Here is a 12,633-nt window from a genome sequence, read left to right on the forward strand (position 1 = left end):
CACTCCCCCTTATCCCGTAGGTAAAAAACCAAGAATTGTTTCAATTACAACCGTTAAAATAGGAATAGCCATAACAAGAATTAAAATTTTCCCTGCTAATTCAATTTTTGAAGCAATTGCACCTTGACCAGCATCTTTTGTAATTTGTGCCCCAAACTCAGCAATGTAAGCAATTCCAATAATTTTCAGCAGTGTCTCTACATAGACATTGCTTACTTTCGCCTCACTGGCAACTCGCTCAATCATTCTTAAAATAGAATGAATTTGATCGATTAGCAGCAGAAACATGACACTCGCGATGAACACAATAAACAAAGAAGTGATACTAGATTTATGTTGATTTAGCACAGCTGCTAAAAATGTCGCGACGAGGCCCAATCCGACAATTTGTAAAATCTCGATTCGAACCGCCTCCTTTACTGAAAGAGAAAGACACTTTTAATCTTGTCAAACAAAGTATTAATCAAAAATGCAACATGAAATAAAATAACGACAAAACCGACAAGAATAACCCAGTTTGCAATATCCTCCCGCTTTAACTCTTTTAGTACTGTATGAATGAAAGCTAAAACAATGCCGATTCCGGCGATTTGAAATATTAATCCAACATCGATGGACATCGCCTTTCTCCCCCCTATAGCAGTAAAATTACGATAAGTAGTCCTGCTAGTACACCCAAACTCTTTATCATCTTTTCATATTGAAGTTGAAGTGCTTTCGCTTCACCCTCTTCTCTTTCTAGGTGCGTAATACATAAGCGAATATGCTTTTGCTGCGATTCACGGTCATGCTGCCCTAATGTTTCACCAAATTGCTGCAAAATCTCATATTCAGTTTGTTTAAATGCAGTGAGTTTCCAATTTTCTTGTAAACTTTCAAGCCAAGCCTCTCTAACTGTTTGTTCGCCGCTTTCTAGTCGCTTTGAAAAACTTTGAAATATCCAGTTTAAAGGCTTTGGCATTTGTTTTACTAAGCGCTCTGCTGCTTCTGATAAAGGCGTATGCCCATACATGATTTCAGCTTCTAACGATTGCAGCGCTGCTTTTAAAAGCCTAAGTTGACGCGGGCGTTCACTATATCTTTTGGCATACGAAAAACCAAAGAAAGTGCTCACCGCTACAATTAACACCGCACCAAATATTTTCACCATACGCTTTGAACCTTTCCTCGCCTTTGAACAGGCTTTCCATCTCTATCCTTGACTTGAACAACGGTTCCAGGTCCCTTTGCTTTTGATAGTTCAATAAAGCGATCAAACACACCAAGCTCCATCACAGCCTTTAAAGATGGTCGTTTCATTACATCATCAAAAGAAAATCCGTGAGCACTTATAAAAAGCTGAACCCCCGCATGTACCGCCTCCATAATCGCTTCACTATCTTCCACACGCCCAATTTCATCAACAATTAATACGTCCGGACTCATAGAACGAATCATCATCATCATTCCTTCTGCTTTTGGACATGCATCCAACACATCAACACGCGGGCCAAATTCATATTGCGGAATCCCTTTTACACATCCAGCGATTTCTGAGCGTTCATCAACAATCCCCACTTTACAAGAAGGAATTTCATGAGAACGAACCCCTTGACTCATACAACGTGCCACATCCCTGAGAAGTGTTGTTTTCCCTGTTTGCGGAGGGCCAATTACCATTGTGTTTAACCAACGTGAGTCGTACAAATAAGATAAGAGTGGCTCAGCTATCCCGATTTTTTGACGGGCAATTCGAATATTAAATGATGACACATCTCGAATCATCTTCACTGCACTTTTCTCTGTAATTACTTTTCCAGCTAAGCCAATCCTGTGACCACCGCGCAAAGTAACATACCCACGCTTTAACTCTTCTTCCATCGTATAAATAGAATATTGACTAAGCTTATTTAATAAGTAGATTGCATCCTCTGCTGTAACGACATAGTCATAAAAGAACACTTCTCCACGAGCAATACATTCAAGTGGCCTTCCTATCCGAACCCTAATTTCTTCTAACGCGCTATATTGTTCACAGCCTTCAATAAACTGTTTCATCGCTTTTGGTAAAACCTCTAATACTTCTTTCATCTGCTTCTCCCCACCATACTTGACTTACTATTTCAACACTGCAATAAAAATACAGCCAATTCCGAGAGTTAGAAAAAAGAGCTTCAAAAAAGAAATTTCATTTGTAACACTCGCAATACCGATTGACATCGTTAAAATTAATACAGTCGGTCCAACAAATGCCAACATACCATTTATAAACAATGCTTTTTTTGCATCATTCACATAAAGCATAAGCAAAGCGGCGAATATCTCCGCACTACCTGAAAACAACCGAAGCAATCCCATGACAAGCACGGATGTTTCCATTGCCGCCAGCCATTGTTTCATTCTCCCACCTTCTCTCCTACCAATTACTTTTCAGTTCACTAACAAAACTCTTATTCCAAAAAGAATATATTTGTACAACCATATGCAGAGGTTGTCTATTTCAGAAGTAAAAACATAATTTTTCACATCAATCGCTGCAAAAATCTGAATATTCCCATTAATTTATGTTATATTTAGTGTACGAAAGGGGATTTTCTATGAATCACGTAACATTATTACCACTCGATTTACAATATGCAGACATCATTTTCACATTATCTAGCGATCCACATGTGAAAGACGCCCTAGGGCTAAAAGTAGAAACTATCGAAGATACAAAAGCATTTATTCGTTTTGCAATGGAAGAAGAACGAATAAAACAATCTCTATCAAGAGTGATTGTAAATGAAAACAAGGAGATAATTGGTATCACCTCTCTCAAACATATCGATCACAAAAAAAAGAAATCTCATATCGGTAGTTGGCTCGGCTATCCACATTGGGGCCAAGGATACAATGAAGCTGCTAAAAAGGAAATTTTTAAAATGGCATTTGAAGAATTAGATCTTACATATGTATTCGCGGGCGCAAAAACAACTAATATCCGTTCGCAAAAAGCACAGGAGAAATTACCTTATATTTCTCTACATGTAGAAAAACAGTTTCCAGATGAACATATAGCACTAGAAAAAGAGACAAAATCCCCTTGTGTGCTACATGTTATATCTCGTGAGAATTTTTTAAATTGGATGGAATTAAAAAACAAGGAGGCATCAAATTGAAAGCAATTAAATTTTTTGTCACAATCACATTAGAATTTGTTGGTATCTACCTTTTTTCAAAAATGGTTGGTTGGTCATTTATGGAGGCCTTCTTTCTAGGGAGTTTAGCGATATTCGGTGTTATTTGGTTGCTTGCGTTAAATATCAATCTTAATGCCAATATGGATCACACTATATACAAAACAGGGATAGTAAAACCATTCCAATTCATTTGGAGTCCTTACATAATGGGAACAATCAGTCTTATAACTATCAGTCTTATTACAAGCATCATTTATTATATACCTTATTTCACATAAAAAAAGCACTCGTGATCATCACGAGTGCTTTTTCTAACTATGCACGAGAAACGTATTTACCTTCACCTGTGTTGATGATAAGCATTTCGTCTTCGTTAATGAAGATTGGTACTTGTACAACAAGGCCAGTTTCTAATGTAGCTGGTTTTGTTACGTTAGAAGCTGTGTCACCTTTAATACCAGGCTCTGTTTCTACAACTTTTAACTCAACTGTGTTTGGAAGTTCAACACCAAGTACTTCGCCTTGGTATGTCATAATTGCTACTTCCATGTTTTCTTTTAGGAATTTAAGTTCGCGCTCGATTTGGTTTTCGCCAAGTTCGATTTGCTCATAAGTTCCGTTATCCATAAATACGTGAGACTCACCGCTCGCGTATAAGTATTGCATACGACGGTTTTCGATGTGTGCTTTTTCTACTTTTTCACCAGCACGGAATGTTTTTTCTTGAACAGAACCTGTGCGAAGGTTACGTAATTTAGAGCGAACGAACGCAGCACCTTTACCTGGCTTTACATGTTGGAAATCAAGCACTTGCCAAAGGGCATTGTCCACTGAAATTGTTAAACCTGTACGAAAATCATTTACTGAAATCATGCAAAAAATCCTCCTGTGTATTACAAAATAATAAGTTCTTTTGGAGATTTCGTGATTACTTCATTACCTTCACTTGTTACAATAATATCGTCCTCGATACGCACACCGCCAACACCAGGAATATAAATGCCCGGTTCTACTGTCACAGCCATTCCTGGCTCAAGTACCGTTTCAGAACGGAATGCTAAGCCTGGTGCTTCATGGATTTCAAGGCCCACTCCATGACCAGTAGAATGTCCGAAATATTCACCGTATCCTTTTTCCGTTATGTAGTCACGTGTTAATGCATCAGCTTCACGACCAGTTAAACCAGCTTTAATGCCGTTCACACCACGAAGCTGTGCTTCTAAAACGACATTATAAATTTCTTTTAATTTATCAGATGGTTCGCCGACTGCAATCGTACGCGTAATATCAGAGCAATATCCTTTATAATAAGCACCGAAGTCTAATGTTACGAAATCTCCTTTTTCTATCACTTTTTCAGATGCCACACCATGCGGCAATGCTGAACGAAGTCCTGAAGCAACGATAATATCAAACGAAGAAGATGTTGCTCCTTGTTTTCTCATGAAAAATTCAAGTTCATTTGACACTTCAATTTCAGATACGCCTGGGCGAATGAATGATAGAATATGTTCAAAGGCAGCATCTGCAATCTGTGCAGCTTCCTTTAATATCTTAATCTCTGAATCCGTCTTAATCAAGCGTAACTTTTCTACAAGCCCAGAAGTTGGAACAAATTCCGCTTCTACCGCTTCTTTATGTGCTGTATAAGAGCTATATGTAAGAGTATCTTGCTCAAAGCCAAGCTTTTGAATTCCTAATTCTTTCACTTGTTTCGCAACTTCATCCAGAATTGGTCCTGTATGTTGCACAATTTCATAACCAACAGCTTGTTTACCAGCTTGCTCTACATAGCGGAAATCTGTAATAAACAGAGCACGATTATTAGAAATAAGTACAACACCAGCTGTCCCTGTAAAGTTCGTCATATATCTACGGCTATATTCATTCGTTAATAAAATACCATCAATACCAGCTTCACCAAATGCATTTCTTAACTTCGTGATCTTTTCCATCAATTTATGCCTCCCTAAGTTTCTCCAATAATGCAAATAACGCTAACTTATAGCCATAAAAACCAAACCCAACAATTTGGCCCGCCGTGACTGTTGCCGTCACAGATTCATGACGAAACGATTCCCGCTGGTGGATGTTAGAAATATGTACCTCAATAACTGGAATCGAAATGCTCGCTATCGCATCTCGAATCGCATAGCTATAATGCGTAAATGCTCCTGGATTTAGAATGATTCCTTCATATATGTCATCAGCCTCATGAATGATGTCAATAAGAGCACCTTCATGATTCGATTGAAAACATTCTAACTCCACTCCCAATTTCTCTGCTTCTTGCTTCATCTCTTCTTCTAATGATGCCAACGTTCCTTTCCCGTATACATTCACTTCTCGAACACCGAGACGATTTAAGTTAGGACCGTTAACGAGGAGTACTTTTTTCATATACTTTAAACTCCTTAATATAAAAAATGTCTATACAACATTCTAACACAGGAGCCACTTATTTGAATAGTTTGTCTACTCCAACCCTTCCCCTTGATTCGCATTGTTCGCTTCAAATGAAACAGAATATGTGATAAACACACCGTATAAAATAAAAATACATATTGTTGTGACAATTGTTTCTTTCGGTAAATGAAGTGCATTTTTTATAACAGGTGCAATAGAACCCAGTCCGAAAAATAAAATGCCCCACCAAAACAGTCCATAGAGTATTCCCGGTAGTATCCCTTCAAATCTTTTGAAAAGAGCCCTATAGAGAAATGCCACTAAAATAGAAAGAAGCCCTATACAAACAATACCCAATACATTTCCCCAAACTCCTTCTTTCCACGATCCAAACGCAAATGGTAAAAGCAAATAGTTTGGTCCGGCTTCTGTAAATGAAAAAATATGAAGAAAATACCATATACATCCCCAAAAAACACCACCAAATAAACCAATCTGTACAATGTTTTTTGTTATTGATTGTTCTTGCTTCACATCGACACCTCCGCTTACTAGTATGTCCGAAACTATTTTGAAGCATGTTTAAATCATGCGAAATTTGTCTATAAAAAGAATAAGAAATGTCTGGCTTCCGTAACAATTTTCCTTGTCAGCAGCTTGTGTTTGTCGATAAAATAAAGGAAACTCGGTGATTGTCAAATCTCACAATGACAGAACCAAGTGTGACAATTGCCTCTTTTCTACATAAGAGAGAAACAAATACAGGTTGGTGTTAACATGGCAGAGGAGACAAAACAAATATACGGTGGGCAAGCGGTCATAGAAGGAGTTATGTTTGGTGGTAGAGAATATACTGTTACAGCGGTTCGTCGCAAAGATAAATCAATCGAATTTTATCGATTACCACGCGTACGGAATAAAGTATTATCTATGCTAAAGAAAGTTCCCTTTCTACGTGGTATCGCCGCTATCGTTGACGCAAGTGCCAATGGAGCAAAACATTTAAACTTTGCTTCGGAACGATTTGACGTTCATCCTGAAGACGATGAACAACTTACACACAAGAAAGAAGAGCAGTCAAAATTAACGATGGTATTAGGAGTAGCCGCAGTCGGAGTCTTATCGTTCATATTCGGCAAAGTCATTTTCACAGCAGTCCCCGCACTTTTAGCGGAATTGACACGACCGATTTTCCCATCTCACACTGGGCAAATTATTGTCGAAAGCATCATTAAGCTCATCCTTTTACTGAGCTATATATATATTGTGTCACTAACTCCGCTCATTAAGCGTGTGTTTCAATATCACGGTGCGGAACATAAGGTCATTAATGCTTACGAAAACAATCTTCCGCTGACAGTAGCAAATGTACAAAAACAAACTCGTCTCCATTATCGTTGCGGTAGTAGTTTTATTATATTTACAGTCATTATCGGAATGTTTGTCTACTTTCTTGTTCCAACTGATCCCCTTTGGGTCAGAGTGGTAAATCGAATTTTATTAATTCCAGTTGTTCTAGGGATTTCTTTTGAAGTCTTGCAATTTACGAATCGATTACGAGATATTCCGGTCTTGCGCGCATTAGGATACCCAGGGTTATGGCTTCAACTATTAACAACAAAAGAACCAGAAGATGATCAAGTTGAAGTTGCAATTGCATCCTTTGAAGAATTATTACGTTTAGAAGAAAAACACTAATAATTTTTTAAAAATGGTACTCAACTCCTTTCCTTGTCGCTAATATACTAATTTTAATATATGTTATTTAGGAGGTGTTCCCTATGAACGGTCGTTCGTTTACGTTCGCTTTATTCGTGCTTATTATTGGGTTAGCAATATTCGGTCTCGTATCATCTGCAATTACAGATCCATACGGAATGGTTAAAAACATTGTCATCATGTTACTTGTTGTTGGTGTCTTTTATTTATTATATAAAATGTTTACAAGTTCCAGCGGTTCCGCCAATTCGCAAAACTCTTATAAGCGTGCTGCGAAACAATCGAACCGAAAATACGGAAAACAAAACGTAGCACCCCTAAGCAATTCTTTATTAAAACGAAATGCTTCTGATGACAAAGTTAAGAAAGGCAATTCATCATTGTTAAAAAGGAAACGAAAACAATCTCATTTAACCGTGATTGAAGGTAAAAAAAATAAAAAGAAAGACCGCGCTTCCTTTTAGGAAATGCGGTCTTTCTTTTATTTATGCTCCCTCACATATTGAAGTACTTCTGTTAAGCTTTTTTCTTTCATACTTCCTAAGCGAAGATGGTGATTTTCAAACTGCAAAGCCTTTGTAACTTCATTTGGAACAACGACACATTTTAATCCTGCCGCAATCGCTGCTTTCAATCCATTTACTGAATCCTCAAACACAACAGCTTCTGAAGAATCAATTTTCAGTTCTTCAATAGCCGCTTTATACAGTGCTGGATCTGGTTTTACTTTCTCCACATCTTCTTTCGTTTTAATTACTTCAAAATACTCCCGAATCCCTAAATCTTCTAAAAACCCAATAACCCATTCTCTTGAAGAACTAGAAGCTAAACCAATTTTTACTCCAAGACCTTTTGCTTCTTCTAAGTATTCTTTCACACCATCACGAGCTACTGGTATTTTCATTTTCTCTTGATGTAAAGCCGAAACTTTTTCTTTTAGCAAGTTCTTATTAAATTGCTCTTTCAATTGTTGTTCAATATATGTATAAAGCACTTCATCTGTTGTTCCAATACATTTTGCAAACTCTTCTAGAGGTAAATCTCCACCATATTCGCGAATTACTTCCTGAAAAGCTTGGAACCAAATTGTTTCTGTATCTACAATTAATCCATCAAAGTCAAAAATAATTGCTTTCATTCCGATCCCGCCTTTTACAAAACAATTTTTCACATCTCTATACATTCAACTTAAATAAAGTAAATTCCTCTTCTAAACAAAAAAGGAAACGCCTCTCGTTCCCTTTACTTCCCCTGCTCTTCATTTGCTTTTTGAACACCGCGAAGTGTTTCAATTCGAAGTTCATCTTGCTCAAAATATTGTACTAAATCACCAATGCGGTCAATAGCTTCCCAACTTAAATGATGCTCAATTCCTTCTACATCATTATAAATCTTACTTTCATCCACACCGATGATACGCATAAATTGTTCTAGTAACTCATGACGATATACAAGACGCTCCCCGATTTTTTTCCCTTTTGATGTTAATACAAGCCCTCTATATTTTTCATAAATTAGATACTCATCTTTATCTAACTTTTGTACCATTTTCGTTACAGAGGATGGATGTACACTAAGCGCTTCAGCAATATCAGATACACGGGCATATCCCTTTTCATCAATTAACAAATAAATTTGTTCAATATAATCTTCCATACTAGGGGTAGGCATCGGCTTCCTCCATCCAATTTTATTTTGTGTTTTCCGCACTAAGCAATCAATAAAATGATACACCAGAAAGGGTATCATGACAAGGGTGGAAACAGACCAAAAGCTATGAAATATAAAAAGAATCTGCATGTATATACAGATTCTTTTATGTGAAATATTGAATTTCAGCATTCGGAAAATATTCGTAACTATATCTTCTTATCGTTTCCTCTAACCTCACTGCATCATCTTTCTGATATACATATTTTCCGATGCCATATCGTCCCCATTTATATTTTCGTTTCTCCTCATCCATTTCGAGTTTCGTATTGGGATAACGTTGTTGTATTACCTTTTTCGCTGGCTTAGTAAAGCGATGTTGAATCAATTCGAATGATAAATTTAGTAGGGTTAAGTCTTTTAACGCATCAGAAAGTCGTTCAAATAATTCACGATACCCGTCTTCCCAACCTTCATGCATATAAATTGGAGCAACAATAAAACCAAGTGGAAAATTTGCTCCCGCTACTTTACGGGCTGCTTCAATTCGATCCTCAAATGTTGTGGTACCCGGTTCAAAATAAACAAGCTTTGGCATAAATGGCTTCATATGATTCCCTCCCTCATTTTAGTATGAGCAAACGCATGCTGACAGCGCTGTTTAAAATTTTCCACTTTAGTAACTTGTGTTGCAAGTTACCGAATGTTATAATTTAGATAACAACTACCTTGCACAACAAGTTACTTGAAGGCGGTGACGCAATTGCATAGTCAAATGTTAAAAGGTGTGCTCGAAGGATGTATTTTATATATCATTTCGCAAGAAGAAGTGTATGGATATGAACTGAGTACGAAATTAAACCAACATGGCTTTACATTCGTAAGTGAAGGTAGTATCTATCCTCTTTTGCTACGAATGCAAAAAGAAAAACTCATTGCTGGTACATTAAAAGCTTCTAGCCTTGGGCCAAAGCGAAAATATTATCATGTAACCGATAAGGGGTTCGAACAGCTAGAAGAGTTTAAAAAGAGCTGGGGGATGGTTTCGACAACGGTAAATAATTTATTGCAGGGAGAGTGAGATTGATGAAAGCGAAAGATTTAATTGAGCTGAATAATAAAAAACGCAAACTTCTAACCCCCGAAAATGAAGCTATCTATGGAGATATGCTCATATATTTGCGGTTTACTAGTATTCCACAGGAGCAAATGGAGGAGCTATTATTAGAAATACTAGATCACCTTTTAGAAGCTCAAAAAAATAGTAAAAATGCCTATGATATTTTTGGAGAGGATTTAAAAGCATATTGCGATGAATTAATTAATTCATCTAAGCACCAAACTACTTTCGAAAAAGGTGCAGTTATTGGCTTTGCAGTTAGTTTATTGTTAGCTATCCAATTTGGATATGATACATTTACGCATGTATTTTTTAATCATGCAAATAAACCAGGGATTCCATTTAGTATCCTAGGAACAATATTGTCAGCTATTATTTTAACCACTGGTACTTTTTTAACTTTTTCCGTATTAAGACGATATTCTTTCACAATGTTAGCGTCTTGGAAGCAAAAAATTATGCTCATATTATCAGCTTGTATACCATTTGGATTATCAGTGTTTTCAGATATTTATTTTAAAACAAAACCTTATTTATCCTATAACTTAACAGTTTGGCAAGGTGCTCTTATTACAATTTCCTTTTACATTTTATACAAAATTTTATATAAAACCTCTAGATTTTAACAGCCTTCAAAAAGGCTGTTTTTCTTCTGTCTAATTTTACAAATTGAAAAATTTCATAAAGAAAAAAAGAAAAATGCAAAATAATTAAAGTTAATTGTTGACGTGATGCTTTTATTATCGGTATCATATTTCTTCGTGAGCAATTATTTTTCGTTATACGATTTTTTTATTATTAATGAATTTTTGAGAGGGGAAATTTGATGTCACTTAAGAAAAAAACGCAAGTACGCACCGGCAAAATGGTACGTGAACTAATGTTAGCAGACGAAGATGTAAATGCTTCGCTAATTATGGTATATAGTGAAAACGGTGTAAATGCAGAAATTAAAATCGAGGGCTTAACGCCAAAATGTAACGAAGAATTATTTTTGAGCGGGAACGTAGATTGGAACAAAAGTGTGATTTATAAAATTGTCGATTTCACTGGAAACGCTGAAGTTGGTAAAGTTACATTAACCGCAATGAACAAAAACAATGTTTCCCTAGAAATCGAACGCGTTATGTGGAGCAAAGAGAATAAAGAAGCAGCTGAACAGGAAGTGGCACCTGTAGAAACTGCTCCCAAAAAAGAAGTAGTGGTAGAAAAAGTACCTAAAGTAGTCACAGCTGCTCCAAAGCCTGTTACACGTGCTGAAGAACCCGTTGTAATCCCTAAACCTACTCCAGCACCAGCGCCAAAGCCAGTACGTTCAGAGACAGTTGTAGCGGCACCTACTTCAGCACCTGTAAAGAAAGAAGTATCCACTCCGGTTGCAAAGCAAGAAACGGTTTCGGCTATGCCTACAAAACCAAAACAAGCGGCTCCAGCCGAAGCGAATTCAAAACTACAAGAAAATTATGTGAAGCTTGTGAAGAAAACAATTGAAGTATGTCAAGATTATGAGCTTGGCATCGATATAGATGATTCCATTGAAAACTTAAAAGAAGAATTACAAAGCCAAGGAATTAGCGTTACTTTTGATAAAGAGATTATGGATGTTGTAAATCGTCTTCGTTCTTTACAAGACAAAGGAATCAAAGTAGAAAAAGTACTGAATTTACTATAAAAATAAGGAGAGGGCAAATGCCCTCTCCTTATTTTTTATAATTCCACTCATCACTTTCGTACTTTTCTTTTGCCAATGTTTGCACTTCCTTAAGCTGTTCTTCCGTTAGTTCATACGGAACTAGCTCCACATCTAAGCCTTTTTCAAATCCAACTTGGAAGGCTTCAATCAACTGTTCGATTGTAAACGTTCGATCTGTTAATTCATTGATTGCAACGGCCTTAGAAGAAAACATGCTCTTCATACGCTCTTTTACTCGCTCATTTGGGAATAAGAATAAATCATACAGCTCATCTAAATCGATTTCTAGCGGAATAGATCCATGCTGCAGGATAACACCTTTTTGTCGCGTCTGTGCACTTCCAGCAATCTTTCGGCCTTCTACAACAATTTCATACCAAGATGGAGCATCGAAACATACGCCTGAGCGTGGATTTTTTAAATTCTCACGGTCTGCTTCCGTTTTTGGAACCGCATAGTAAGCTTCTAATCCTAACGCCTTAAACCCGTCTAATAACCCTTGCGAAATTACTCGGTATGCTTCCGTAACTGTTTTCGGCATATTCGGATGATCCTCAGAAACGATAACACTGTACGTTAATTCCTTATCATGCAATACACCCCTACCACCTGTTTGACGGCGAACAAAACCATATTTCTTTTCATTTACTACATCCATATTGATATCTTTTTCTACACGTTGAAAATACCCTACTGTTAATGTTGGCACTTCCCATTCATAAAAACGAATCGTCGGCGGCATTTTCTTTTCACTTTGCCAATTTAATAAACATTCATCTAACGCCATATTAAATGCTGGTGAACATTGACCAGAGTTAATATAACACCATTTTTCTTTTCCCATCCTGCACCTCATATAACCAATTATTTTTCACAATCTCTAG

The 12,633-nt window shown here is 36.9% G+C and carries 19 protein-coding genes and 1 pseudogene; 7 read left to right on the forward strand and 13 right to left on the reverse strand.

Annotated elements, in window-relative coordinates; translation table 11 throughout:
- Nucleotides 1–9: 9 nt before the first annotated feature.
- The 5 genes from spoIIIAD to ORL93_RS07775 are packed head-to-tail and all read right to left on the reverse strand — an operon-like array spanning nt 10 to nt 2,379.
- Nucleotides 10–396 (reverse strand): stage III sporulation protein AD, encoded by a 387-nt coding sequence (spoIIIAD, locus tag ORL93_RS07755; protein ID WP_077293892.1) that lies wholly within the window; start codon nt 394–396, stop codon nt 10–12.
- A gap of 20 nt (nt 397–416) precedes the next feature.
- Entirely contained in the window at nt 417–620 is a 204-nt protein-coding gene (spoIIIAC, locus tag ORL93_RS07760; protein WP_000020914.1) for a stage III sporulation protein AC, read from the reverse strand.
- 14 nt (nt 621–634) lie between these two features.
- A complete protein-coding gene (spoIIIAB, locus tag ORL93_RS07765; RefSeq protein ID WP_016131997.1) occupies nt 635–1,150 on the reverse strand; it encodes a stage III sporulation protein SpoIIIAB in 516 nt (171 codons plus the stop codon).
- Nucleotides 1,144–2,070: a stage III sporulation protein AA gene (gene spoIIIAA / locus ORL93_RS07770; RefSeq protein WP_003200253.1), complete on the reverse strand. Its 927-nt coding sequence runs from the start codon at nt 2,068–2,070 to the stop codon at nt 1,144–1,146. The genes spoIIIAB and spoIIIAA overlap by 7 nt, the downstream gene beginning before the upstream one ends.
- Nucleotides 2,071–2,097: 27 nt before the next feature.
- Nucleotides 2,098–2,379, reverse strand: a complete 282-nt coding sequence (locus ORL93_RS07775) for a YqhV family protein (RefSeq protein WP_097794400.1) — start codon at nt 2,377–2,379, stop codon at nt 2,098–2,100.
- A 197-nt stretch (nt 2,380–2,576) separates the two neighbouring features.
- Between ORL93_RS07775 and ORL93_RS07780 the strand changes: the two genes are divergently transcribed.
- Both ORL93_RS07780 and ORL93_RS07785 read left to right on the forward strand, forming a co-directional pair.
- Complete coding sequence (locus tag ORL93_RS07780; RefSeq protein WP_097794401.1) at nt 2,577–3,140, forward strand: GNAT family N-acetyltransferase; 564 nt, start codon at nt 2,577–2,579, stop codon at nt 3,138–3,140.
- Entirely contained in the window at nt 3,137–3,439 is a 303-nt protein-coding gene (locus tag ORL93_RS07785) for a hypothetical protein (protein ID WP_265958839.1), read from the forward strand. Before ORL93_RS07780 ends, ORL93_RS07785 begins: the two co-directional genes overlap by 4 nt.
- 37 nt (nt 3,440–3,476) lie before the next feature.
- Here ORL93_RS07785 and efp read toward each other — a convergent pair whose 3' ends face one another.
- The 4 genes from efp to ORL93_RS07805 all read right to left on the reverse strand — a co-directional run bounded on the left by efp (nt 3,477) and on the right by ORL93_RS07805 (nt 6,101).
- Entirely contained in the window at nt 3,477–4,034 is a 558-nt protein-coding gene (gene efp, locus ORL93_RS07790) for an elongation factor P (protein ID WP_006095937.1), read from the reverse strand.
- Between the two features lie 20 nt (nt 4,035–4,054).
- Nucleotides 4,055–5,116, reverse strand: coding sequence for a Xaa-Pro dipeptidase (pepQ, locus tag ORL93_RS07795; RefSeq protein ID WP_040118979.1), 1,062 nt, complete (start codon nt 5,114–5,116; stop codon nt 4,055–4,057).
- Nucleotides 5,117–5,120: 4 nt separating this feature from the next.
- On the reverse strand, nt 5,121–5,561 hold the full coding sequence (aroQ, locus tag ORL93_RS07800) for a type II 3-dehydroquinate dehydratase (protein ID WP_040118980.1): 441 nt from the start codon (nt 5,559–5,561) through the stop codon (nt 5,121–5,123).
- Between the two features lie 75 nt (nt 5,562–5,636).
- Nucleotides 5,637–6,101: a YqhR family membrane protein gene (locus tag ORL93_RS07805; protein ID WP_003200322.1), complete on the reverse strand. Its 465-nt coding sequence runs from the start codon at nt 6,099–6,101 to the stop codon at nt 5,637–5,639.
- Between the two features lie 243 nt (nt 6,102–6,344).
- Between ORL93_RS07805 and ORL93_RS07810 the strand changes: the two genes are divergently transcribed.
- Both ORL93_RS07810 and ORL93_RS07815 read left to right on the forward strand, forming a co-directional pair.
- A complete protein-coding gene (locus ORL93_RS07810) occupies nt 6,345–7,265 on the forward strand; it encodes a DUF1385 domain-containing protein (protein ID WP_003200320.1) in 921 nt (306 codons plus the stop codon).
- A gap of 83 nt (nt 7,266–7,348) precedes the next feature.
- Nucleotides 7,349–7,750, forward strand: a complete 402-nt coding sequence (locus ORL93_RS07815) for an SA1362 family protein (RefSeq protein WP_006095934.1) — start codon at nt 7,349–7,351, stop codon at nt 7,748–7,750.
- A gap of 17 nt (nt 7,751–7,767) precedes the next feature.
- Here the strand turns inward: ORL93_RS07815 and ORL93_RS07820 are convergent, their stop codons facing one another.
- The 3 genes and pseudogenes from ORL93_RS07820 to ORL93_RS07830 form a co-directional block, all read right to left on the reverse strand.
- A complete protein-coding gene (locus tag ORL93_RS07820; protein WP_026008605.1) occupies nt 7,768–8,424 on the reverse strand; it encodes an HAD family hydrolase in 657 nt (218 codons plus the stop codon).
- Nucleotides 8,425–8,528: 104 nt separating this feature from the next.
- Nucleotides 8,529–8,957 (reverse strand): transcriptional regulator MntR, encoded by a 429-nt coding sequence (gene mntR, locus ORL93_RS07825; RefSeq protein ID WP_016116280.1) that lies wholly within the window; start codon nt 8,955–8,957, stop codon nt 8,529–8,531.
- A 145-nt stretch (nt 8,958–9,102) separates the two neighbouring features.
- Nucleotides 9,103–9,516: pseudogene (locus tag ORL93_RS07830) on the reverse strand (spore photoproduct lyase family protein); the annotation flags it as partial.
- Nucleotides 9,517–9,699: 183 nt separating this feature from the next.
- On the opposite strand from ORL93_RS07830, the gene ORL93_RS07835 reads away from it, so the two are divergent.
- From ORL93_RS07835 to ORL93_RS07845, 3 genes are all read left to right on the forward strand, one after another.
- A complete protein-coding gene (locus ORL93_RS07835) occupies nt 9,700–10,017 on the forward strand; it encodes a PadR family transcriptional regulator (RefSeq protein ID WP_016132003.1) in 318 nt (105 codons plus the stop codon).
- A gap of 5 nt (nt 10,018–10,022) precedes the next feature.
- Nucleotides 10,023–10,682, forward strand: coding sequence for a hypothetical protein (locus ORL93_RS07840; protein WP_097794403.1), 660 nt, complete (start codon nt 10,023–10,025; stop codon nt 10,680–10,682).
- A gap of 200 nt (nt 10,683–10,882) precedes the next feature.
- A complete protein-coding gene (locus ORL93_RS07845; protein WP_097794404.1) occupies nt 10,883–11,728 on the forward strand; it encodes a hypothetical protein in 846 nt (281 codons plus the stop codon).
- Nucleotides 11,729–11,756: 28 nt separating this feature from the next.
- Here ORL93_RS07845 and ORL93_RS07850 read toward each other — a convergent pair whose 3' ends face one another.
- Entirely contained in the window at nt 11,757–12,593 is an 837-nt protein-coding gene (locus ORL93_RS07850; protein WP_003200303.1) for a lipoate--protein ligase family protein, read from the reverse strand.
- Nucleotides 12,594–12,633: the final 40 nt, after the last annotated feature.

The organism is Bacillus sp. DHT2 (assembly GCF_026241455.1).
Classification (GTDB): domain Bacteria; phylum Bacillota; class Bacilli; order Bacillales; family Bacillaceae_G; genus Bacillus_A; species Bacillus_A pseudomycoides.